19 protein-coding genes are annotated in these 24094 nt (G+C 60.0%); 11 read left to right on the top strand and 8 right to left on the bottom strand.

Going from position 1 to position 24094, the window contains the following annotated elements; all coding sequences use genetic code 11:
- Positions 1-46: 46 nt before the first annotated feature.
- Complete coding sequence (locus tag H8F22_RS04765; protein ID WP_027922537.1) at positions 47-793, bottom strand: 3-oxoacyl-ACP reductase family protein; 747 nt, start codon at positions 791-793, stop codon at positions 47-49.
- 125 nt (positions 794-918) lie between these two features.
- Here H8F22_RS04765 and H8F22_RS04760 point away from each other — a divergent pair, with 125 nt between their 5' ends.
- Entirely contained in the window at positions 919-1842 is a 924-nt protein-coding gene (locus H8F22_RS04760) for a LysR family transcriptional regulator (protein WP_194939797.1), read from the top strand.
- A gap of 154 nt (positions 1843-1996) precedes the next feature.
- On the opposite strand, the gene H8F22_RS04755 is transcribed toward H8F22_RS04760, so the two are convergent.
- Positions 1997-2737 (bottom strand): phosphoadenylyl-sulfate reductase, encoded by a 741-nt coding sequence (locus tag H8F22_RS04755; protein ID WP_008027340.1) that lies wholly within the window; start codon positions 2735-2737, stop codon positions 1997-1999.
- Between the two features lie 173 nt (positions 2738-2910).
- Between H8F22_RS04755 and thrH the strand changes: the two genes are divergently transcribed.
- Complete coding sequence (gene thrH / locus H8F22_RS04750; protein WP_027922539.1) at positions 2911-3528, top strand: bifunctional phosphoserine phosphatase/homoserine phosphotransferase ThrH; 618 nt, start codon at positions 2911-2913, stop codon at positions 3526-3528.
- A gap of 101 nt (positions 3529-3629) precedes the next feature.
- On the opposite strand, the gene pabB is transcribed toward thrH, so the two are convergent.
- The 4 genes from pabB to rloA form a co-directional block, all read right to left on the bottom strand.
- Positions 3630-4967 carry an aminodeoxychorismate synthase component I gene (gene pabB, locus H8F22_RS04745; protein ID WP_027922540.1) on the bottom strand — a complete coding sequence of 446 codons (1338 nt, stop codon included), beginning with the start codon at positions 4965-4967 and terminating at the stop codon, positions 3630-3632.
- A gap of 157 nt (positions 4968-5124) precedes the next feature.
- Positions 5125-6111, bottom strand: coding sequence for an alpha-L-glutamate ligase-like protein (locus tag H8F22_RS04740; RefSeq protein ID WP_027922541.1), 987 nt, complete (start codon positions 6109-6111; stop codon positions 5125-5127).
- Positions 6111-7643 carry an osmotic stress tolerance membrane protein RloB gene (gene rloB, locus H8F22_RS04735; RefSeq protein ID WP_027922542.1) on the bottom strand — a complete coding sequence of 511 codons (1533 nt, stop codon included), beginning with the start codon at positions 7641-7643 and terminating at the stop codon, positions 6111-6113. Before rloB ends, H8F22_RS04740 begins: the two co-directional genes overlap by 1 nt.
- A gap of 5 nt (positions 7644-7648) precedes the next feature.
- Positions 7649-8185 carry a retropepsin-like aspartic peptidase RloA gene (gene rloA / locus H8F22_RS04730; RefSeq protein ID WP_194939796.1) on the bottom strand — a complete coding sequence of 179 codons (537 nt, stop codon included), beginning with the start codon at positions 8183-8185 and terminating at the stop codon, positions 7649-7651.
- Positions 8186-8487: 302 nt separating this feature from the next.
- Here rloA and H8F22_RS04725 point away from each other — a divergent pair, with 302 nt between their 5' ends.
- From H8F22_RS04725 to prpD, 6 genes are all read left to right on the top strand, one after another.
- Entirely contained in the window at positions 8488-9204 is a 717-nt protein-coding gene (locus tag H8F22_RS04725) for a GntR family transcriptional regulator (RefSeq protein WP_172825947.1), read from the top strand.
- The gene (gene prpB / locus H8F22_RS04720; protein WP_027922545.1) at positions 9201-10091 is read left to right on the top strand and encodes a methylisocitrate lyase; all 891 of its coding nucleotides are present in this window, start codon (positions 9201-9203) and stop codon (positions 10089-10091) included. The genes H8F22_RS04725 and prpB overlap by 4 nt, the downstream gene beginning before the upstream one ends.
- A 42-nt stretch (positions 10092-10133) precedes the next feature.
- Positions 10134-11261: a bifunctional 2-methylcitrate synthase/citrate synthase gene (prpC, locus tag H8F22_RS04715; protein ID WP_027922546.1), complete on the top strand. Its 1128-nt coding sequence runs from the start codon at positions 10134-10136 to the stop codon at positions 11259-11261.
- Positions 11262-11465: 204 nt separating this feature from the next.
- On the top strand, positions 11466-14060 hold the full coding sequence (gene acnD, locus H8F22_RS04710; RefSeq protein WP_027922547.1) for a Fe/S-dependent 2-methylisocitrate dehydratase AcnD: 2595 nt from the start codon (positions 11466-11468) through the stop codon (positions 14058-14060).
- 66 nt (positions 14061-14126) lie between these two features.
- A complete protein-coding gene (gene prpF / locus H8F22_RS04705) occupies positions 14127-15317 on the top strand; it encodes a 2-methylaconitate cis-trans isomerase PrpF (RefSeq protein WP_027922548.1) in 1191 nt (396 codons plus the stop codon).
- A gap of 226 nt (positions 15318-15543) precedes the next feature.
- On the top strand, positions 15544-17028 hold the full coding sequence (gene prpD / locus H8F22_RS04700) for a 2-methylcitrate dehydratase (RefSeq protein ID WP_027922549.1): 1485 nt from the start codon (positions 15544-15546) through the stop codon (positions 17026-17028).
- On the opposite strand, the gene H8F22_RS04695 is transcribed toward prpD, so the two are convergent.
- Positions 16997-17905 (bottom strand): DMT family transporter, encoded by a 909-nt coding sequence (locus H8F22_RS04695; RefSeq protein ID WP_407692647.1) that lies wholly within the window; start codon positions 17903-17905, stop codon positions 16997-16999. The two genes, prpD and H8F22_RS04695, sit on opposite strands and share 32 nt — an antisense overlap.
- 136 nt (positions 17906-18041) lie before the next feature.
- On the opposite strand from H8F22_RS04695, the gene H8F22_RS04690 reads away from it, so the two are divergent.
- Positions 18042-19451 (top strand): aminotransferase-like domain-containing protein, encoded by a 1410-nt coding sequence (locus tag H8F22_RS04690; RefSeq protein WP_194939795.1) that lies wholly within the window; start codon positions 18042-18044, stop codon positions 19449-19451.
- 124 nt (positions 19452-19575) lie between these two features.
- Here the strand turns inward: H8F22_RS04690 and ppsR are convergent, their stop codons facing one another.
- A complete protein-coding gene (ppsR, locus tag H8F22_RS04685) occupies positions 19576-20394 on the bottom strand; it encodes a posphoenolpyruvate synthetase regulatory kinase/phosphorylase PpsR (RefSeq protein WP_027922552.1) in 819 nt (272 codons plus the stop codon).
- A gap of 174 nt (positions 20395-20568) precedes the next feature.
- Here ppsR and ppsA point away from each other — a divergent pair, with 174 nt between their 5' ends.
- Together ppsA and H8F22_RS04675 are read left to right on the top strand one after the other, a co-directional pair.
- Positions 20569-22944, top strand: coding sequence for a phosphoenolpyruvate synthase (gene ppsA / locus H8F22_RS04680; protein ID WP_027922553.1), 2376 nt, complete (start codon positions 20569-20571; stop codon positions 22942-22944).
- Between the two features lie 91 nt (positions 22945-23035).
- Complete coding sequence (locus tag H8F22_RS04675; protein ID WP_027922554.1) at positions 23036-24025, top strand: alpha/beta fold hydrolase; 990 nt, start codon at positions 23036-23038, stop codon at positions 24023-24025.
- Positions 24026-24094: the final 69 nt, after the last annotated feature.

Genomic DNA, 24094 nt, shown 5'->3' with positions numbered 1-24094 from the left:
GTGGGAGCGAACAGGCTCGCTCCCACTTTTGCTTGTGTCTAGCGCATCAGGCGCCGAAACCACCGTCGATGGTCAGGCTGGCCCCGGTGATGTAACCGGCTTCCGGACCAACGAGGTAGGCCACGAAGCTGGCGATCTCTTCTGCTTTGCCGTAGCGACCCACTGCCATCAACGGGATCAGGCTTTCCGCAAAGTCACCGTCAGCCGGGTTCATGTCGGTGTCGACCGGGCCGGGCTGCACATTATTAATGGTGATGCCGCGCGGGCCGAGGTCGCGGGCCAAGCCTTTGGTCAGACCTACCAGCGCTGATTTGCTCATGGCGTAAGGGCCGCCACCGGCGAAGGGCATGCGGTCGGCGTTGGTGCTGCCGATGTTGATGATGCGACCGCCTTCAGTCATGTGTTTGGCGGCGGCCTGGGTGGCGATGAACACGCTGCGCACGTTGATGGCCAGGGTCTGGTCGAAATCTTCGAGTTTGAAATCCTCCAGTGGTGCAACGGCCAGCACGCCAGCGTTGTTGACCAGGATGTCCAGGCGACCGAAGGCTTTAACCGTAGCACTCACGGCGTTGCGGATGGCTTCAGCGTCGGCGCTGTCCGCCTTGATGGCCAGGGCTTTGCCGCCGCTGCCGGTGATGCTGTTTTGCAATTCTTCGGCTTTGGCCGTGGAGCTGACGTAGGTGAAGGCAACGGTTGCGCCTTCAGCGGCCAGACGTTTGACGATGGCGGCGCCGATACCGCGGGAACCGCCTTGAATCAAAGCCACTTTGCCGCTGAGGTTCTGAGTAGTCATAACGATCTCCAAAATCCCGAGGCGAGATGCCTCGGTTGATGGAGCCTAGTATCGATTGAGGATCAGGCGATGAGTAGCCGGCAATTGCGATAGTCTGTGTAAACCAAAAGTTTATAGTGGCACCTATGGAAACCTTCGGCAGTATCGAATGCTTTGTGCGCAGTGCAGAGGTCGGCAGCTTTGCCGAAGCCGCGCGGCGCTTGAGTTTGACCCCGGCCGCCGTAGGCAAGAGTGTGGCAAAGCTCGAGGCACGGCTTGGTGTGCGGCTATTTCAGCGCAGCACCCGCAGCCTGACGTTGACGGAGGCCGGTCAGCTGTTCCTTGGCGAGGTCAGTTCCAGCCTGCACACGATCCAGAATGCGGTGGCCAATCTGGCCAGCGCCGAAGGCCGACCGGCGGGGACACTGAAGGTCAGCATGGGCACGGTGTTTGGGCGCTTGTATGTCGTGCCGTTGCTGGGGGAGTTTTTGCGGCGCTTCCCCGCGATCAACCCGGACTGGCATTTCGATAACCGTCAGGTCGATTTGATTGCGCAGGGGTTCGATGCGGCCATTGGCGGTGGTTTCGAACTGCCCCAAGGGGTGGTGGCGCGCAAACTGGCGCCGGCGCATCGGGTGTTGGTGGCGTCAGCCGGTTATCTGGAGGCGCATGATGCGATCGCCGAGCCCGATGATCTCAAGCACCACGACGGCATTCTGATTCGTTCGCCGCAGACCGGCCGGGTGCGCTCCTGGCAGTTGACCAGTCGCACGCAGCAACACAGTCCGCTGACGTTGAAGGCGCGGATGACCATGAGTGATTCGGAAGCCGCGTGCGCGACGGCGGCCCAAGGGCTGGGGATTGCGCTGGTGAGCATGCCGTTCGCCTCGGGGTTTCTGGAGAGCGGGAAGCTACAGCGGGTGCTGCCGGACTGGTATGTCGACGATGGCAACATTTCGATCTATTACGCGGAACACAAACTGTTGCCGGGCAAGACCCGGGCGTTTGTGGATTTCATCATTGAGCAGTTTGCGGAGCAGGGGCTGGGGCAGCGGTTTAGTGCGGTTTGAGTTCGGCTTGGGGCCGAGTTGCTGTCATCGCGGGCAAGCCCGGCTGCCACCGGGGATTTGTGAGCGCCGCCAATCCACTGTGGGAGCGTGGCTTGCCCGCGATGAACGATAACGCGGTCTGCCGCTCCCACAGGGGATCTCACAAGGCTCGGGATCAGGCCTTGGATTTGCTGATGATGTTGCCTGCATGCAACCCGCATTCTTTCTGCGTCGCCTCTTCCCACCACCAGCGACCTTCGCGCTCATGCTGGTTCGGCAGCACCGGACGGGTGCACGGTTCGCAGCCAATGCTGATGAACCCGCGCTCATGCAGGCTGTTGTAGGGCAGCTCCAGCATGCGGATGTAGCCCCAGATCTCTTCGCTGGTCATTTGCGCCAGCGGATTGAATTTGTACAGGGTGCGCTCGGGCGTCGAGAACGCGGTGTCGATTTCCAGCACCGCGACGGCGCTGCGGGTGCCGGGGCTCTGGTCCCGGCGCTGGCCGGTGGCCCAGGCGGTGACGCCGGACAACTTGCGGCGCAGCGGCTCGATCTTGCGGATGCCGCAGCATTCGCCATGGCCGTCCTTGTAGAAACTGAACAGGCCTTTTTCCTTCACGAAGGGTTCAAGTTTCGTGTAGTCCGGCGACACCAGTTCGATGTCGATCTTGTAGTGCTCGCGCACCTGATCGATGAAACGGTAGGTTTCCGGGTGCAAGCGGCCGGTATCGAGGCTGAACACCTTGACGTTCTTGTTCAGCTTCCAGGCCATGTCTACCAGCACCACGTCTTCGGCGCCGCTGAAAGATATCCACAGGTCATCGCCAAACTCGGCGAAGGCGAGTTTCAGGATGTCCTGGGCGGACTTATTGGCATAGGTCGTGGCGAGTTCCACGACGTCGAACGTTGGGCTCATCAGGGCGGCTTCCTACAGGTCGGTGGCGCTGGGCGCTCTATATGGCTGCGATGGTAACAAAATCCTGCAGCCGCTGGCGCGCCCTCTGCGTTGCGCCGGTCAGCCCGAATCGCTAGAGTTCGGCAGTCTTTTTGCTCGCTCGACTCAATAATCAATACAAATGGGAGTGTCTTGTGGAAATTGCCTGTCTGGATCTTGAAGGTGTACTGGTCCCGGAAATATGGATCGCGTTTGCCGAAAAAACCGGAATCGAATCCCTGCGGGCTACCACCCGGGACATTCCTGACTATGACGTGCTGATGAAGCAACGCCTGCGAATTCTCGATGAACACGGCCTGAAACTCGCCGATATCCAGGAAGTGATTGCCACGCTCAAGCCGCTCGATGGCGCCATCGAGTTCGTTAATTGGCTGCGCGAACGCTTCCAGGTAGTGATCCTGTCAGACACGTTCTATGAGTTTTCGCAGCCGTTGATGCGCCAGCTGGGTTTTCCGACGTTGCTGTGCCATCGCTTGATTACCGATGATTCCGGTCGGGTGACCAGCTATCAGCTGCGTCAGAAAGATCCCAAGCGTCAGTCGGTTCTGTCCTTCAAGAGCCTCTACTATCGGGTGATCGCGGCGGGGGATTCGTACAACGACACGACGATGCTGGGTGAGGCGGATGCGGGGATTCTATTCCATGCGCCGGACAATGTGATTCGCGAGTTTCCACAGTTCCCGGCGGTGCATACGTTTGAGGCGCTGAAGCAGGAGTTCATCAAGGCTTCTAATCGGGCGTTGAGCCTTTAGTCGTCTGGAAGGGCCCCATCGCGGGCAAGCCCGGCGCCTACAGGTATTGCGCTAAACCTGTGGGAGCCGGGCTGGGTCCGGGCGGCGTTCCGACGATGCTTTTAAAGGTTTTGCAGGGTGTCGAGCAGGACTTTGACCTTGGTTATCGATTCCTGATACTCGGCCTGCCACTCGGAGTCGGCGACGATTCCGCCACCGCCCCAGCAACACACTTGCCCATCCTTGACCAGCAAGCTGCGAATCGCGATGGAACTGTCCATCTCGCCGCGCACATCCAGATACAGCAATGACCCGCAGTACAATCCACGCCGGGTCGGCTCCAGCTCATCAATAATCTGCATCGCCCGAATCTTCGGCGCACCAGTGATCGAGCCGCCGGGGAAGCTGCCGGCAATCAGGTCCAGCGCATCGCGGTCATCCGCCAGTTCACCGGTCACGCTGCTCACCAGATGATGCACGTTCGGATAGCTTTCCAGGCTGAACAACTCCGGCACTCGCACCGAACCAATGCGGCAGGTGCGCCCGAGATCATTGCGCAGCAGGTCGACAATCATCAGGTTTTCCGCGCGATCCTTGGGGCTGGCGAGCAGTTCGGCGGCATTCGCCGCGTCTTCGGCAGCGGTCAGGCCGCGAGGGCGGGTGCCTTTGATCGGACGGGTTTCCACCTGCCGTTCGCTGACTTTGACGAAGCGCTCCGGCGACAGGCTCAGCACCGCGCCGCCCTCGGGCAGGCTCTGGAAACCGGAAAATGGCGTCGGGCACGCGGCGCGCAACGCGACGTACGCTGCCCATGGATCGCCTTGGCACTCCGCCCGGAAGCGCTGGGCGAAGTTGACCTGGTAGCAGTCACCGGCCTGGATGTAGTTCTGAATGCGTTCCAGCGCCTGGCGATACTGGTCGGCGCTCAGGTCGGCACGCATCGGCGCTTTCAGGGTGAAAGGTTCAAGGGTTTCGGCCGGCGGCTGACTGAACAGTGTGATCAGACGCTGGCGTTCGCTATTGACCAACGACGGGTGAAACACCAGTTGACTGGTCTTCACGTGGTGATCGCTGATCAAGGCCCAGTCATATAACCCGAAACGCGCATCGGGCAATTGCAGATCGTCTTGCGCCTGGCTCGGCAGGTTTTCCAGGTGCCGACCGAAGTCGTAGCTCAGGTAACCGATCAGGCCGCCGGCGAAGGGCAGTTCATCAGGCACTTGCGCTTTACCGAGTCGTGTCAGGTTTTCGCGCAGGCGTTGCAGGAAATCGCTGCCGCTTTCGTCGGGTAATACAGCCAGTTGCGCCAGCGGCCAGGCGCTGAGCAAATCAAAACGCCCACGCTCGGCACTTGGCCGGCCACTGTCGAGCAGCACAGCGCCGGGCGCGTGACGAATCGCCGCGAAGTAGTCGGCGGGGTTGGCGCGATAAGGGAGCGGGTGTACGGAACAGGTCAACATGGGCGGGGCGGGTCAGCCATCGAGGCGGGGTGGCGATTGTAGTCCTCTGCAGGATTTGCTCCTAGAGGGGATGTCGGGGATTGGCAAGTTGAGTGCTTTAGTGACTGTCAGTCCGCCATCGCGAGCAAGCTCGCGATGGCCGCGACTCGGTTTCAGATCAGCCCTCAACCGCCGGAATATGCCCAAACATCTCCTGAACAAACTCCACGCGCTCTTTCACCGTCTCGGTAACCCCGCGAGCCTTCAACTCTTCCAACCGCGCTTCAACCGCATGTGTACGCAAGGTCAGCCCGCAATCGTTGGCGATCTGGATGTTCAACCCAGGGCGGGCATTGAGCTCGAGGATCAACGGGCCTTTTTCCTGGTCCAGGACCATATCAACGCCGATGTAACCCAACCCGCACAGCTCATAACAGCCGGCCGCGAGTTTCATGAAACCGTCCCAGTAGGGCAGTTGCACGCCATCGACGGCGTTGGTGGTGTCGGGGTGTTTGGTGATGATGTTGTTCAGCCAGGTGCCGCGCAATGTTTCCCCGGTCGCGAGGTCGACACCGACGCCGATGGCGCCCTGGTGCAGGTTGGCCTTGCCGCCGGATTGCCGGGTCGGCAGGCGCAGCATGGCCATCACGGGATACCCCATCAACACGATGATGCGAATGTCCGGCACGCCTTCATAGCTGATGCTCTTGAAGATCTGGTCCGGGATCACCCGGTATTCGATCAGCGCGCGGTCGCGATGACCACCCAGGGAATACAGGCCGGTGAGGATACTGGAGACATGGTGCTCGATTTCCTCATGGCTGATGATCTTGCCGGACACCGTGCGATAGCGGCCCTCGAAACGGTCGGCGACCACAATGATGCCGTCGCCACCCGCGCCCTGCGCGGGTTTTATCACGAAGTCGGTACGGTCGCCGATGATGGAATCGAGGTTGTCGATTTCCTTCTCGGTGGAGATCACGCCATACAGTTGCGGCACATGAATGCCAGCGGCAATGGCGCGCTCCTTGGTGATGATCTTGTCATCGACAATCGGGTACAGGCTGCGCTTGTTGTACTTGAGCACGTAGTCGGCGTTACGCCGGTTGATGCCCATGATGCCCCGGGCTTCCAGGGCCTTCCAGGTTTTCCAGAAACCGAACATCAGACGTCCGCCTTCAGGAACGCCTTGAATCGCACCAGTTCGGTCAGGCGGTAGCCGCGATAGCGACCCATTGCCAGCATGAAGCCCACCAGGATCAGCAGGATCGCCGGGAACGTGAACACGAAGTACACCAGCTCCGGCACGGTCATGATCAAGTGCGCCAGGGACGCGGCGAACAGCGTGCCGATCGCCACTTTCATGGCATGGCCCGAACCGCGTTCTTCCCAGGTAATCGACAGGCGTTCGATGGTCATGGTCAGGATCACCATCGGGAACAGCGCCACCGACAGCCCGCGTTCGAGGCCAAGTTTATGGCTGAACAGGCTGATCGCCGCGATCAGCACCACCACGAAGGTCAGCACCACCGACAGCCTTGGCAGCATTTGCAGCTTCAGGTGTTCAAGGTAGGAACGCAGCGACAGCCCCAGCGCGGTGATGATCGTGAACAGCACGATGCCGAAGCCGAGCCCGGTTTCGCGGAAGGCGAGGGCGATCAGCACCGGGGTGAAGGTGCCGAGGGTCTGGATGCCGATCAGGTTGCGCAGGATCAGGATCACCAGCACGCCAATCGGGATCATCACCATGATCATGAACGTCTGCTGGGTTTGCAGCGGCAAACCGTACAGCGAGTATTCGAGGAAGTTGGCGTCGGTGTTTTCGTCGGTCAGCTTGGCCAGGCGAATGGCGTTCATTTCGCTGTTGTTGAGGCTGAAGGTCACGTTGGCTTTTTTGCCGCCATCGACGGTGATCAGGTTTTCGTCGCCGGTCCACCACAGCAGGCGATCGGTCGGCAGGCCTTGCTCACCGGTTTCCGGGTTGAAGTACAGCCAGTCAGTGCCGTTGAAGCTGCGCAACCAGAGTTCAGGCAGTTGCGGCTGGTCGGCCACCAGACGAATGGTGTGGACCTTTTCCACCGGCACGTGGGCGATGGACAGGACCAGCTCGACGATTTTGGCTTTGTTCGCGGTGGACGGATCGCCGGCCAGCAGCAGTTTCACATTGTCGTCGCTTAGATTGTTGACCCGCTTGATCGCTTCGCCAATGAAGGTCTCGACGTCAGCCGAGTGCTGGCGAATCGGTGCGAGCAGGGCTTCGGCGGCGATTTTTTCCGGGCCTTCGACGGCGATACTGTCACGGAAGGTCGGGCCCTTGACCTTGGATTTTTCGCCGGAGTAACGCTTGGTCAGCACCAGACGGTAATAAAGGGTTTGATTGCCCTTGGCCCGACGCGCCGACCAGGTGACCTTGCGGTTGCCGTCGACCCGATTCACTGCCACGCCGTAGTTATTGGAGATGAAGCTCTCGTTGAGGCTGACGAAGTCGCGGCTCAGTGGCGGCACGAACATCTGGATCTTGACCGGGTCCTTGGCACTGGCGACGAACTCGACCTTGGCGTCGATGTTCCACAAGTCGTCGGTGGCGTCTTCGGTCACGGGAATGCCGAGCACGAAGATCTGATAGGCCGTAACTGAAATGCCCAGCACCACCAGGATGGCGATCAGCATTTTCAGATGGAGGTTAAGAGAGCGCATTGGAATTACTCTGCGGTATGAGCGGCGGTGGCGCAGGCGGGTTTGCCAGCAGCGTATTTAAGACTGGGGTCGACCAGCGCGTCGAAGCGTTTGAGCGCTTCGGAGCCGATCAACAGCGGGTATTGGAAGGCGCTGCGGTCGGTCAGGTTCACTTCGATGTTGCGTAATGCCGAACCCATGCAGATGTCCAGCTCGATTACCGGGCGGGCCGTGTACTTCTTGCCTTCTTCCGGGTCGTAGTCACCGGCCCGGCGCTTGATCTTGCTGACACGGGCCAGCGGCCGTTCGATCGGGTGCGAATGGGCGGCGTCGATGGCCAGGTAAAAGCGTACCCAGGACTCACCGTTGCGTTTGAAGCGTTTGATGTCGCGGGCACTCAGTGAGGCAGTTTTCGCCCCTGTGTCGAGCTTGGCCGCGACTTCCAGGTCGATGCCATCCAGGGAGGCGTACTCGTTGAGGCCGTACACCGTCTTTTCCCCCGCCGCGGCAAAACCGGGCAGACACAGTAGATAAAGGAATGTCGGGAAGGGCTTGAGTCTCATAAATCCTGGCGCGCAGCGGTCCGTACGTCGATTCAAGGCCCTGGCATTGCTGCGCAAGCTCCCTCGTATGCCTATCAGCTATTTGTGACAAACAGTGCAGATGTCACAAACAAATGCGGGCGGCATTCTAGCACGGTGGTTTGCTGGCGCCACCGCTGGCGGGCGGCTATAAACCACTGTGCTGCTTTGTTATGGTGCGGCGGGTTATTAGACGATTGTCGACAATATCGAATTATCCTTTGACTGCGGCGCCTGTTTTCGCTAGTTTTTGCGGCATCAGCTTTCAAGGTGTCGACAATATGTTGGATCAACTGGATCCCCCGCTCATTACCCAAGACGATTCGGAGACACTTTCCGAAAACGTCTTCCGGCGTATTCAGGCGGCCATCGTCAAGGGCGAGATCGCCCCGGGCAGCAAGATCTCCGAGCCAGAGCTGGCGCGCACCTATGGCATCAGCCGCGGGCCGCTGCGTGAAGCGATCCACCGCCTGGAAGGTCAGCGCCTGCTGGTGCGCATTCCGCATGTCGGGGCGCGGGTGGTCTCGCTCAATCATGCCGAGCTGCTTGAGCTCTACGAAATCCGTGAATCCCTTGAAGGCATGGCCTGCCGCCTGGCCGCCGAGCGCATGACGCTCGAAGAAATCGACGAACTGCGCCGCGTCCTCGAAACCCACGAGCGTGACGAAGCGTTCCAGGCTGGCCGAGGCTACTACCAGCAGGAAGGTGATTTCGACTTCCACTACCGGATTATCCAGGGCAGCGGTAACCGCACCCTGACGCAAATGCTTTGCGGCGAGCTGTATCAACTGGTACGCATGTACCGCATCCAGTTTTCCACCACGCCCAATCGTCCACACCAGGCATTTGCCGAGCACCACCGAATTCTCGATGCCATCGCCGACCGTGACGGTGAACTGGCCGAGTTGTTGATGCGCCGCCACATCGGCGCCTCCAAACGCAATATCGCCCGTCATTACCAGGACGGCGCTAACCCGACAGCCAAACGAGGTGAGTCATGAGTTTGAACAAGAGCACTCCAGGCCAGCGTTTCCGCGATGCGGTCGCCAGCGAGCATCCATTGCAAGTGGTCGGCGCGATCAACGCCAACCACGCGCTGTTGGCCAAGCGCGCCGGTTTCAAGGCGATTTACCTGTCCGGTGGCGGTGTGGCCGCGGGCTCCCTCGGCGTGCCGGACCTGGGCATCACTGGCCTGGATGACGTGCTGACTGACGTGCGTCGCATCACCGATGTTTGCGACCTGCCGCTGCTGGTGGACGTGGACACCGGTTTCGGTTCCTCGGCGTTCAACGTCGCCCGTACCGTGAAATCGATGATCAAGTTCGGCGCTGCCGCCGTTCACATCGAAGACCAGGTCGGCGCCAAGCGTTGCGGCCACCGTCCGAACAAAGAAATCGTCTCGCTGCAGGAAATGGTCGACCGCATTAAAGCCGCGGTGGATGCGCGTACCGATGACAGCTTCGTGATCATGGCGCGTACCGACGCCCTGGCGGTCGAAGGTCTGGAATCTGCCCTGGATCGCGCCGCTGCGTGCATCGAGGCCGGCGCCGACATGATCTTCCCGGAAGCCATCACTGAACTGGACATGTACAAGCTGTTCGCCAGCCGTGTGAAAGCGCCGATCCTGGCCAACATCACCGAATTCGGCGCAACACCGCTGTACACCACCGAGCAACTCGCCGGTGCCGATGTATCGCTGGTGCTGTATCCGCTGTCCGCTTTCCGCGCGATGAACAAGGCCGCGGAAAACGTCTACACCGCCATCCGCCGCGACGGCACGCAACAGAACGTCATCGACACCATGCAGACCCGCATGGAGCTTTACGATCGCATCGACTACCACACCTTCGAGCAGAAGCTCGATGCGTTGTTCGCTGCGAAAAAGTAAGTCGAATAACTCCCTAATAAATTCAAGAAACTGGAGGCAGAAATGGCCGAAGCAAAAGTACTCAGTGGCGCCGGGCTCCGTGGTCAGGTTGCCGGGCAAACCGCACTGTCCACCGTGGGGCAATCGGGCGCAGGCCTGACCTATCGTGGCTACGACGTTCGCGAACTGGCGGCTGACGCGCAGTTCGAAGAGGTCGCCTACCTGCTGCTGTACGGCGAACTGCCGAGCAAAGCGCAACTGGATGCCTACGTCAGCAAGCTGAGCAAGCTGCGTGACCTGCCACAAGCGTTGAAAGAAGTACTGGAACGCATCCCCGCCGACGCCCACCCGATGGACGTGATGCGTACCGGCTGCTCGTTCCTGGGCAACCTGGAGCCGGAGAACAACTTCTCCGAGCAACACGACAAGACCGACCGTCTGCTGGCCGCATTCCCGGCGATCATGACCTACTGGTATCGCTTCAGCCACGACGGCAAGCGCATCAACTGCGTGACTGACGAGCCGACCATCGGCGGTCATTTCCTGCACTTGCTGCACGGCGAGAAGCCAAGCGAGTTGCACGTCAAGGTGATGAACGTTTCGCTGATCCTCTACGCAGAGCACGAGTTCAACGCGTCGACCTTCACCGCACGTGTTTGCGCATCCACACTGTCGGATCTGTTCTCCTGCATCACGGCGGCCATCGGTTCGCTGCGCGGTCCACTGCACGGCGGCGCCAACGAAGCGGCAATGGAAATGATCGAGCGCTTCAGCTCGCCGCAAGCGGCGATCGAAGGCACCCTCGGCATGCTCGAGCGCAAAGACAAGATCATGGGCTTCGGTCACGCGATCTACAAAGACAACGATCCGCGCAATGAAGTGATCAAGGGCTGGTCGAAAAAACTCGCTGACGAAGTGGGCGACAAGGTGTTGTTCCCGGTTTCCGAAGCCATCGACAAGACCATGTGGGAGCAAAAGAAACTGTTCCCGAACGCCGACTTCTACCATGCCTCGGCGTACCACTTCATGGGCATCCCGACCAAGTTGTTCACACCGATTTTCGTCTGCTCGCGCCTGACCGGCTGGGCTGCCCACGTGTTCGAACAACGCGCCAACAATCGCATCATCCGCCCGAGCGCCGAGTACGTCGGCGTTGAACAGCGCAAGTTCGTGCCAATCGAACAACGCTGAATGGTGGGGGTCGACACAGGGATCTAAATGCAACGCAGATCCCTGTAGGAGCGAGCCTGCTCGCGATGACGGACTGACATGCGACATCAGTGTCGGCAGTTACATCGCTATCGCGAGCAGGCTCACTCCTACAGTGGATTGTGTTCAGTTCAAGTCTTGCGTCTGGCCCCGCCTTTTGAAACTACCGTGACCCGAGTCCTGACGATGAACACAGAATTTCGCAAACAGCTGCCCGGCAGCCATCTGGATTACTTCGACGTCCGCGCGGCTGTCGAAGCCATTCAACCTGGCGCCTACGACACCCTGCCGTACACCTCCCGCGTGCTGGCGGAAAACCTTGTGCGTCGCTGCGACCCGGCCACGCTCACCGAATCCCTGAAGCAATTCATCGAACGCAAACGCGACCTCGATTTCCCGTGGTTTCCGGCCCGTGTGGTGTGCCACGACATTCTCGGCCAGACCGCACTGGTCGACCTCGCCGGCCTGCGTGACGCCATCGCCCTGCAAGGCGGCGACCCGGCGCAAGTGAACCCGGTGGTGCCGACGCAATTGATCGTCGATCACTCCCTGGCCGTCGAACGCGGTGGTTTTGATCCTGAGGCGTTCGAGAAGAACCGCGCCATCGAAGACCGTCGCAACGAAGACCGTTTTCACTTCATCAACTGGACCAAGAAAGCGTTCAAGAACGTCGACGTGATCCCGCCAGGCAACGGCATCATGCACCAGATCAACCTGGAGAAAATGTCTCCGGTGATCCAGGTGCGTGACGGCGTGGCGTTCCCCGACACCTGCGTCGGCACCGACAGCCACACCCCGCACGTTGATGCATTGGGCGTGATCGCCATCGGCGTGGGTGGTCTCGAAGCCGAGAGCGTGATGCTCGGTCGTGCGTCCTGGATGCGTCTGCCAGAAAGCGTCGGCGTCGAGCTGACCGGCAAGCTGCAACCGGGCATCACCGCCACCGACATGGTGCTGGCGCTGACCGAGTTCCTGCGCAAGCAAAAAGTCGTGGGTGCATGGCTGGAGTTCTTCGGTGAAGGCGCCGCTGCGCTGACCCTCGGGGACCGCGCAACCATCTCCAACATGGCACCTGAATATGGCGCCACCGCAGCGATGTTCTACATCGACCAGCAGACCATCGACTACCTCAAGCTCACCGGTCGTGAAGACGATCAGGTGCAGCTTGTGGAGCAATATGCCAAGACCACCGGCCTGTGGGCCGACAGCCTGAAGGGCGCGCAATACGAGCGCGGCTTGACCTTCGACCTGTCCACCGTGGTGCGCAACATGGCTGGCCCGAGCAACCCGCACGCCCGTGTCGCGGTTTCCGATCTGGCCGCCAAAGGCATCTCCGGCAAGTGGGATGATGTGCCTGGCCAAATGCCGGATGGCGCCGTGATCATCGCCGCCATCACCAGCTGCACCAACACCAGCAACCCGCGCAACGTGATCGCTGCCGGCCTGCTGGCGCGCAACGCCAACAAGCTCGGCCTGACCCGCAAGCCATGGGTCAAATCGTCCCTGGCACCGGGTTCGAAAACCGTCGCGCTGTACCTGGATGAAGCCGGTCTGACCGACGAGCTGGAACAGCTCGGTTTCGGCGTCGTCGCCTTCGCCTGCACCACGTGCAACGGCATGTCCGGCGCACTGGACCCGGTGATCCAGCAAGAGATCATCGACCGCGACCTGTACGCCACTGCCGTGCTGTCCGGTAACCGCAACTTCGACGGCCGGATTCACCCGTACGCCAAGCAAGCGTTCCTCGCTTCGCCGCCACTGGTGGTCGCTTACGCCATCGCCGGGACCATCCGTTTCGACATCGAAAAAGATGTGCTGGCCGTGGTCGATGGCAAGGAAATCCGCCTGAAAGACATCTGGCCGAGCGACGAAGAAATCGACGCCGTGGTCAAGGCCTCGGTGAAGCCTGAGCAGTTCCGTCAGGTCTACATCCCGATGTTCGCCATCCACGAAGACACCGGCCCGAAAGTAGCGCCGCTGTACGAGTGGCGCGAGATGAGCACCTACATCCGCCGTCCGCCGTACTGGGAAGGCGCGTTGGCCGGCGCCCGTCCGCTCAAGGGTATGCGCCCGTTGGCGGTGCTGCCGGACAACATCACCACCGATCACCTGTCGCCATCGAATGCGATCATGCTGGACAGCGCCGCCGGTGAATACCTGGCGAAAATGGGCCTGCCGGAAGAGGACTTCAACTCTTACGCGACTCACCGCGGTGACCACCTGACTGCACAGCGCGCCACCTTCGCCAACCCGAAACTGTTCAACGAAATGGTTCTGGAAAACGGCAAGGTCAAACAGGGTTCGCTGGCGCGCGTCGAACCGGAAGGCAAAGTGATGCGCATGTGGGAAGCCATCGAAACCTACATGGAACGCAAGCAACCGCTGATCATCATTGCCGGCGCCGACTACGGTCAGGGTTCGTCCCGCGACTGGGCGGCGAAGGGCGTGCGCCTGGCTGGTGTGGAAGCGATTGCCGCCGAAGGTTTCGAGCGCATTCACCGCACCAACCTGGTGGGCATGGGCGTGTTGCCGCTGGAGTTCAAGGCTGGCACCAACCGTCATACCCTGGCCATCGACGGCAGTGAAACCTACGACGTGATCGGCGAGCGCACACCGCGCGCCGAGCTGACGCTGGTGATCCATCGCAAGAACGGCGAACGCGTCGATGTGCCGGTGATGTGCCGCCTCGACACCGCCGAAGAAGTGTCGATCTACGAAGCCGGTGGCGTGTTGCAACGCTTTGCCCAGGACTTCCTCGAAGAGTCGGCAGTCGCCGTCTAACACACGCTGTACAGACACGGGACTTCAAGTCCCGTGTCTGTTTTCAAGGTAAGGAGTAACGAGCACATGGCTCACGCAGCTCAGATCAAAATCCCTGCCACCTACATGCGTGGCGGCACCAGCAAAGGCGTGTTTTTCAGCCTCAAAGACTTGCCTGAATCCGCACAAATTCCAGGCCCGGCCCGCGACGCCTTGTTGCTGCGCGTGATCGGCAGCCCCGACCCGTACGACAAGCAAATCGACGGCATGGGCGGTGCGACCTCCAGCACCAGCAAAACCGTGATCCTGTCGAAAAGCCTCAAGGCCGATCACGACGTCGATTACCTGTTCGGTCAGGTGTCCATCGACAAGCCTTTCGTGGACTGGAGCGGCAACTGCGGCAACCTGTCGGCAGCGGTCGGTTCGTTCGCGATCAGCAACGGTCTGGTCGACGCCAGCCGCATTCCGCACAACGGCGTGGCCGTGGTTCGTGTGTGGCAGGCCAACATCGGCAAGACCATCATCGCCCATGTGCCGATCACCAACGGAGAAGTGCAGGAAACCGGTGATTTCGAACTCGATGGCGTGACTTTTCCGGCCGCCGAAGTGCAGGTCGAATTCATGGACCCGGCGGCGGAAGAAGAGGGCGGCGGTGGTTCGATGTTCCCTACCGGCAACCTGGTGGACGACCTCGAAGTACCCGGCGTCGGAACCTTCAAGGCGACCATGATCAACGCCGGCATCCCGACGATTTTCGTCAATGCCGAAGACATCGGTTACACCGGCACCGAGTTGCAGGGCGCGATCAACAGCGACCCGAAAGCGTTGCTGATGTTCGAAACCATCCGTGCCTACGGCGCATTGCGCATGGGCCTGATCTCGAACATCGACGAAGCGGCCAAGCGTCAACACACCCCGAAAGTGGCCTTCGTGGCCAAGCCGGCGGACTACGTGTCGTCCAGTGGCAAAGCCATTGCAGCAGGGGATGTCGACTTGCTGGTTCGGGCGTTGTCGATGGGTAAATTGCACCACGCGATGATGGGCACGGCGGCGGTGGCGATCGGCACGGCAGCAGCGATTACTGGGACGTTGGTGAACCTCGCCGCGGGCGGTGTCGAACGCAATGCAGTACGTTTCGGTCATCCATCCGGCACGCTGCGTGTGGGCGCAGAAGCCAGCCTGGTCAACGGTGAGTGGACCGTGAACAAAGCCATCATGAGCCGCAGTGCGCGGGTGTTGATGGAAGGTTATGTTCGCGTACCAGGTGATTCCTTCTGACGTAAATTCAGAAATCACCGAAAACCCTGTGGGAGCGGGCTTGCTCGCGATGAGGCTTACACATTCAACATCTTTGTTGGCTGACTCACCGCTATCGCGAGCAAGTCGAATCGTCGCACCGTCGCTCCCACAGTTGACTGCATTTCAAAATAGGAAAGCTTTACTCGACTGAGATTTACCCTGAACCGAGGTCCCATCAACGAACCACTTCAAGAGTGAATCGAACATGAGTGCCAACGTCGACCAGAACATTCGCCCCGAGTACGACCGTGTCCTGCAGGACATTGCCGACTACGTCCTCACCTTCAACATCCAATCCCAAGAAGCCCTCGACACCGCCCGCAACTGCCTGATGGACACGCTGGGCTGCGGTCTTCTGGCGCTGCGATTTCCCGAATGCACCAAACACCTGGGCCCTATCGTCGAAGGCACCGTCGTGCCGTTCGGTGCCCGCGTGCCCGGCACCAGCTATCGCCTTGATCCGGTCAAAGCCGCGTGGGACATCGGCTGCATCGTACGCTGGCTCGATTACAACGACACTTGGCTCGCCGCCGAGTGGGGGCATCCGTCGGATAACCTTGGCGCCATTCTCGCGGTGGCCGATCACCTGTCGCAAAAGAGCCTGGCCAATGGCGAGGCGCCGCTGACCGTTCGCGCGGTGCTCGAAGCGATGATCATGGCCCACGAAATTCAAGGCGTGATTGCCCTGGAAAATTCCTTCAATCGCGTCGGCCTCGATCACGTCATCCTGGTGAAAGTCGCCTCGACGGCGGTCACCGCCAAACTCATGGGCGCCAGTCGCGAGCAGTTGCTGTCGGCGTTGTCCCATGCGTTCGCCGACGGCCAGGCGCTGCGCACGTATCGGCATGCGCCCAATGCCGGCTCGCGCAAATCCTGGGCCGCCGGCGATGCGACCAGTCGCGGCGTCCGATTGGCAGACATCGCCATGCGGGGCGAGATGGGCATTCCCGGCGTGCTGACGGCCAGACAGTGGGGCTTTTACGATGTTTTGTTCAGCCACACCAACAATGATCTGGCGCTCAAACCCGAAGACAAACGGGCCTTCAGTTTCTCGCGGCCGTACGGCAGTTATGTGATGGAAAACGTGCTGTTCAAAATCAGTTTTCCGGCGGAGTTTCATGCGCAAACCGCCTGCGAAGCAGCCGTGACATTGCACCCGCAGGTTCGCAATCGGCTGCATGAAATCGACCGCATCGTCATCACCACTCACGAGTCGGCGATCCGCATCATTTCCAAAGTCGGTCCGCTGGCCAATGCCGCGGATCGCGATCACTGCATCCAGTACATGACCGCCGTGCCGCTGGCGTTCGGCAATCTGGTGGCTGAGTACTACGAAGACGACTTCCACGCAGCGCATCCGATCATCGATGTGCTGCGCGAGAAAATGGTCATCGTCGAAGACCCGCGCTTCACCCGCGAATACCTCGAAGCCGACAAGCGCTCCATCGCCAATGCGGTGCAAGTGTTCTTCAAGGACGGCTCCAGCACCGAGAACGTGGTGGTCGAATACCCGATCGGCCATCGCCGCCGTCGCGCCGACGGTATCCCGCTGCTGGAAGACAAATTCAAGGCCAACCTGGCCACGCGTTTTACCGCCCAGCGCAGTGCGCAGATTGTTGCGTTGTGCACAGATCAGGCTGCTCTGGAAGCTACTCCGGTCAATCGCTTCGTGGACCTGTTCGTGCTCTGAGCCACTTTTCCATCGGCAATTTGGTGATCGCAAACCCGGTCAGCAGAATCGCCGAATACATCATCAGTTCCTGGGACAAGGGTTGCCCCTCGTACCAGGCGCCGATGATCACGGCGAACACCGGAAAGATGATAAACACGAAGGACAAAATGATCGGGCTCAGGCGTTTGAGCAGCAGGAAATAAACGATGAACCCGCCCACCGATGCGACCAGCCCCAGATAGAGCAGGGCACTCCACGACCGCGCGCTGATAGCCGTAAAAATCGGCGCCTCAACCTGCAAACCAGCGAGAAACAACATCATCCCGGCGATGCCGATGGGCAGCGTGTTGTAGGTGATCACGCTGATCGCGGTGCCGTGTTTTTTGGTCACCACGTAACACAACGCATGCATCACCGCCGCGCAGAGAATCGCCAACACCCCGAACAATTCGGCATGGTCCAGATGCAGGCCCTGGCTGCGGATAATCATGAACAGACTGCCAAAACCGATGGCGATACCGAGCACTTGCGACGGGTAGATTTTCTCGCGCAGAAACAGCGCCGAAAACAACAGGATGAACACAGGCATACAACTGAACAGCAGCGCTGTCAGCCCCGACGAAACGTGCATCTCGCCGTAGTTGAGCAAGTAATACGGCAAGCTGAAATACGACAGGGTGACGAACACAAAAAACCAGCGGCTTTCCTTGGGAAACAATAGCGGTTCACGCCGCATCAGGGCGAAGCCGAGGAACAACGGAAACGCGATCAAAAAGCGCAGGCCGGCAGCCGTCAGCGGCGGCACGGTTTCGACGGCAATCTTGATCCCCAGCCACGTCGTGCCCCAACTCAGGCACACGATCAGGAACAGCGCGCTGGTGACCAATGCCGCCAGCCAGGGTTTTCTAACACTTGAAGAGGCACTGATGGCGATGGACATGACTCGGCTCCCTTGTCGTCGGAATTGACCTGCAACCGCAAAAGGTCTATCCCTGATTGCACCTGTTTCAAGCACGCTATTCGGGGATTCAATGACTGTCAAAGCAAGTATTGCCATGGTGTCAATCCTGCGCGATGGCCTCGCCAGCGGGGTGGGCGTGAAGTACAAGCGTCTGGCGGATGCCGTCGAAAAAGCCATCGTCGAGGGGGTGATCGAACCCGGCAGCAAGTTGCCGCCTCATCGGTTGTTGGCGGACAGCCTCGGCGTGACCATCGGTACCATCAGTCGCGCGTATGGCGAGCTTGAGCGCGTGGGCCTGGTCCTCGCTCGTGTGGGTGACGGCACCTATGTGCGTCAGCGCGGAATGGAGCGTCCGCGTGACGGTGGGTTTCGCAATGTCAGCGATGAGCCGCAGGGCTTTTTTGACATGAGCCGCAACCAGCCGATTCCAGGGCAAGAGGCGCTGTTTCTGAGTCAGAGCCTGCAAGCGCTGGCCCTTGATCCGGGGGCGTTGCAACACCTCTGCGGCTACATCGCCGACGCCGGATTACCGCGTCATCGTGCCGCGGGTGCGCACTGGTTGCGGCACCAGGCATTCGAGCCGAATGCCGAGCAGATCGTTTGCGTCAACGGCGGTCAGCACGGTCTGTTGTGTGCCTTGATGGCGTTGCTCAAAGCGGGCGATACCGTGGTCACGGAACATTTGACGTATCCGGGTTTGATCAGTGTCGCGCGCATGCTCGGAATCAAGTTGATCGGTGTCGCGATGGATGATGAAGGGCTGATGCCGGATGCGCTGGAGGACGTTTGCCGTAACCATCGTGTGTCGGCGTTGTATTGCACGCCGACGATCCAGAATCCTACGGCGGCGGTGATGTCCTTTCCACGGCGCGAGGCCATTGCGGCGGTCTGCCGACAACACAATCTGCTGATTTTTGAGGATGAAGCCCACGCGGTTTTGGCGCCGCAGCGACCGCTGCCCCTGAGCCATTTTGCCCCGGAGCGTTCGGTGTTGATTGGCAGCTTGAGCAAGGCTGTTTCTGCGGGTTTGCGCGTCGGTTATCTGCATGCGCCGCAACCGTTGATCGGACGCTTGAGCGCAGCCGTGCGCGGGACGTGCTGGATGGCCAGTCCGCTAACGCTGGAAGTGGCGAGTCAGTGGATCGAAAACGGCGTTGCCGAGCAGTTGTTGGGGCAGCAGAGGGTCGAGATCAGTCGACGTAAGTCACTGGTCGCGGGATTGCTGGATGGGTTGGTTTACAAGACTCATTCCCACAGCCCGCACTTCTGGATCGAAGTGCCCGAGCCATGGCGGGCATCGCAGATCGCAGCGGAGCTCAAGGAGAATAATTATCGGGTGGCGACTGCCGAGGCGTTTGCGGTGGGGCATGGGGCGGTGCCGCAGTTCGTTCGGGCGAGTGTGTGCAATTCGGCGGGGGATGATCGGTTGTTGCTGCGAGGGTTTGAAGCATTGGCCGGGGCGCTGGCCGAGACCGCGTAATCGTTCATCGCGGGCAAGCCACGCTCCCACAGTGGATCTTCAGTGAACACAACGTTTGTGCACGACAAAGATCCCCTGTGGGGTGTGGCTTGCCCGCGATGGCGACAGGACAGGCACTGGGGGGCTACTTGAACCGCCGCTCCACACCCTTCTCAACAAGAATCTTCGCCGAAATCTCTTCCACCGAAAAATGCGTGGAGTTGATGTGCGGAATGTTCTCGCGGCGGAACAGATTCTCCACCTCGCGCACTTCAAATTCGCACTGGGCATAGCTCGAATAACGGCTGTTGGGTTTGCGCTCATTGCGGATCGCAGTGAGGCGGTCCGGGTCGATCGTCAGGCCAAACAGCTTGTGCTGGTGGGCGCGCAGGGCGCTGGGCAGGGTCAGGCGTTCCATGTCGTCTTCGGTCAGCGGGTAGTTGGCCGCGCGGATACCGAATTGCATGGCCATGTACAGGCAGGTCGGGGTCTTGCCGCAACGCGACACGCCGACCAGGATCAGATCGGCCTTGTCGTAGTAGTGCGTGCGGGCGCCGTCGTCGTTGTCGAGGGCGAAGTTCACCGCCTCGATGCGTTCCATGTAATTGGTGTTGGCACCAATGGAGTGGGACTTGCCGACGGTGTAGGAAGAATGCTCGGTCAATTCCTGCTCAAGCGGCGCCAGGAAGGTCGAGAAAATGTCGATCATGAAACCATTGGAAGTCGCGAGGATCTCACGAATGTCCTGATTGACGATCGTGTCGAAAATAATCGGCCGGAAGCCGTCGGTTTCGGCGGCTTTGTTGATTTGTTGTACCATGGCCCGCGCTTTATCCACGTTGTCGATGTACGGTCGCGTGAATTTGCTGAAGGTAATGTTTTCGAACTGCGCCAGGAGGCTTTGACCCAGGGTTTCGGCCGTGATGCCGGTACCGTCGGAAATAAAGAAAGCAGATCGTTTCATTTGCACCTTGGGCCTTAAGCTAATGACGAATCTTGGATATGATAGGCGCGGTTTGTCGGCCGCCAGTGGCCCGCATTCTCACTTATTTTCCAGGTCCAGGCCATACAGCTGGCAAACGCTCCCCCGAGCAGCCGGCTTCTGAGCTTTTCCAACACAGTTAGTGGAGAGATCACCTTGGTAGAGTACGTAGTTTCCCTCGATAAGCTCGGCAAACACGATGTTGAGCATGTGGGGGGCAAGAACGCATCCCTGGGCGAGATGATCAGTAACCTCGCAGGTGCCGGTGTATCGGTGCCCGGTGGCTTCGCCACGACAGCTCAGGCTTATCGTGATTTTCTGGAACTGAGCGGTCTCAACGATCAGATCCATGCCGCCCTCGACGCCCTGGATGTCGACGATGTCAACGCCCTGGCCCGTACCGGTGCCCAGATTCGTCAATGGATCATGGAAGCCGAGTTCCCCGAGAAGCTCAACGCCGAAATCCGCACCGCGTTCGCCACGCTGTCGGCCGGCAACCCTGACATGGCCGTGGCCGTGCGCTCTTCCGCTACCGCCGAAGACTTGCCGGACGCTTCTTTCGCCGGTCAGCAGGAAACCTTCCTGAACATCCGTGGTGTCGAAAACGTTATTCGCGCCGCCAAAGAGGTGTTCGCTTCGCTGTTCAACGACCGCGCCATTTCCTATCGCGTACACCAGGGCTTCGACCACAAGCTGGTGGCCCTGTCGGCTGGCGTTCAGCGCATGGTCCGCTCCGAAACCGGCACCGCCGGCGTGATGTTCACCCTCGATACTGAATCAGGCTTCCGTGACGTGGTGTTCATCACCGGCGCCTACGGCCTGGGTGAAACCGTCGTACAAGGCGCGGTGAACCCGGATGAGTTCTACGTCCACAAAGGCACGCTGGCCGCTGGTCGCCCAGCCATCCTGCGCCGCAACCTGGGCAGCAAAGCCATCAAGATGATCTACGGCGAAGTCGCCACGGCCGGTAAATCGGTCAAGACCATCGACGTCGACAAGGCTGATCGCGCACGTTTCTGCCTGACCGACGCCGAAGTCAGCGAACTGGCCAAGCAAGCGATGATCATCGAGAAGCACTACCAGTGCCCGATGGACATCGAATGGGCCAAAGACGGTGACGACGGCAAGCTCTACATCGTTCAGGCCCGTCCTGAAACCGTGAAGAGCCGCACCCAGGCCAACGTCATGGAACGTTACCTGCTGAAAGAAACCGGCACTGTGCTGGTTGAAGGTCGCGCCATCGGCCAGCGCATCGGCGCCGGCAAGGTCCGCATCATCAAGGACGTGTCCGAGATGGACAAAGTCCAGCCAGGCGACGTTCTGGTCTCCGACATGACCGACCCGGACTGGGAACCGGTCATGAAACGCGCCAGCGCCATCGTCACCAACCGTGGCGGTCGTACCTGCCACGCGGCGATCATCGCTCGCGAGCTGGGCATCCCGGCCGTGGTCGGTTGCGGCAACGCCACCCAGTTGTTGAAAGACGGCCAGGGCGTGACCGTTTCCTGCGCTGAAGGCGACACCGGTTACATCTTCGAAGGCGAACTGGGCTTCGACATCAAGAAGAACTCCGTTGACGCCATGCCGGACCTGCCGTTCAAGATCATGATGAACGTCGGCAACCCGGACCGCGCCTTCGATTTCGCGCAGCTGCCGAACGCCGGTGTGGGCCTGGCCCGTCTGGAATTCATCATCAACCGCATGATCGGTGTTCACCCCAAAGCGCTGTTGAACTATGACGGTCTGCCGCAGGACATCAAGGACAGCGTCGACAAGCGCATTGCCGGTTACAACGACCCGGTCGACTTCTACGTCGACAAACTGGTCGAAGGCATCAGCACCCTGGCTGCAGCGTTTACACCGAAAAAGGTCATCGTGCGTCTGTCGGACTTCAAGTCCAACGAATACGCGAACCTGATCGGCGGCAAGCTCTACGAGCCGGAAGAAGAAAACCCGATGCTGGGCTTCCGTGGTGCTTCGCGTTACATCAGCGAATCGTTCCGTGACTGCTTCGAACTCGAGTGCCGTGCCCTCAAGCGCGTGCGCAACGAGATGGGCCTGACCAACGTCGAAATCATGGTGCCGTTCGTCCGTACTTTGGGCGAAGCCAGCCAGGTGATCGATCTGCTGGCCGAAAACGGTCTGGCTCGCGGCGAAAACGGTCTGCGCATCATCATGATGTGCGAACTGCCATCCAACGCGATCCTCGCTGAAGAGTTCCTCGAATTCTTCGACGGCTTCTCGATCGGTTCCAACGACCTGACTCAGCTGACGCTGGGCCTGGACCGTGACTCCGGGATCATCGCGCACCTGTTCGACGAGCGTAATCCGGCGGTCAAGAAGCTGCTGGCGAACGCCATTGCCGCGTGTAACAAGGCAGGCAAGTACATCGGCATTTGCGGTCAGGGTCCTTCGGACCACCCGGACCTGGCCAAGTGGCTGATGGAGCAGGGCATTGAAAGCGTTTCGTTGAACCCGGACTCCGTACTGGAAACCTGGTTCTTCCTGGCTGAAGGTCAAGCCTCGGCGTGATGTGAATGAAGCCCCGGTCAAGTGGCCGGGGCTTTAAGAATTGAGTAGGGCGGGCTCCTCTGGATGCCGCCCTTTTTTGTGCAAGAGCATTATGCAAAGCAGCAGCAACCTATTTCCTGTCGCCCTGATCAGCGCCGAACGGCGCGGTGATCTGAGCGAAGATGTTTACCGTTTGAAGCCGGCAAACAGTCCCGACGTCAGCGTCGAGCTGGCCGTTACCCGGTTGGGCATGGCCGATGAGCCGGCGGTACGTGGCGTGCCGGTGATCCTGTTGCACGGCAGCTTCTCCAATCGCCGCTTCTGGTTTTCCCCGAAAGGGTTGGGGTTGGGCGCCTATCTGACGCGTCTGGGATTCGATGTGTGGATTCCCGAAATGCGCGGCCATGGCCTGTCCCAGCGTAACCAGAACTACCGCAAGAACCGTGTCGCCGACTACGCGCGTTACGATCTGCCCGCCATTGGCGCGTTCGTGCGTGAGCAAAGTGGCCAGGTCCCGCACTGGATCGGTCACTCGCTGGGCGGAATTACGTTGGCGGCAGCATTGGGTGGTGAGTACATCGGTGAACCTGTGGTGGCGTCTGCGGCGTTTTTTGGCACGCAGGTCAGCCGCACCTATTGGCCGTTGAAGATTCCCCCGGTGGAGTGGAGCGGGCGCTTTATTCTCAAGCGTTTTGCGCAACTGTCGGGATCACGGCTCAAGCGCGGACCGGAGGACGAGCCGATTGGCCTGGCCCTGGAAAGCATGCGTTGGTACGGATTGTTCGGGCGTTTTGGCGATGCCGACAAAGACTGGTGGGCCGGATTGGCCAATGTGGCGATGCCAGTGTTGGCCGTGAGCGCTGTTGGCGATCATCAGGACCCGGCGTGGGCGTGCCGCAAATTGTTCGAGCAGATCGGTTCCGAGCACAAGCAGTTCATCAACCTTGGCCGCGAACAGGGCTTTGGCGATAATTTTGGCCACGTAGAGATGCTGGTCAGCAAAGCGGCTCAAGCCGAGGTCTGGCCGTTGGTGGCGCGGTGGTTGGGTGATCAACAGACGCCCTTGATGGGCGATAAGCCGGATCTGGCGACGGCAGTTTGAGCCTGATGCTCTAACAAGGGCATTTCGCTCTGATCGGCTTGCGGCTAAGATATGACGCATTAAGCAGTT

It is taken from the genome of Pseudomonas mucoides, from assembly GCF_015461845.1.
GTDB classification, from domain to species: domain Bacteria; phylum Pseudomonadota; class Gammaproteobacteria; order Pseudomonadales; family Pseudomonadaceae; genus Aquipseudomonas; species Aquipseudomonas mucoides.
Note: the sequence above shows the minus strand (reverse complement) of the source record. Positions and strands in the feature narration are given on the sequence as shown.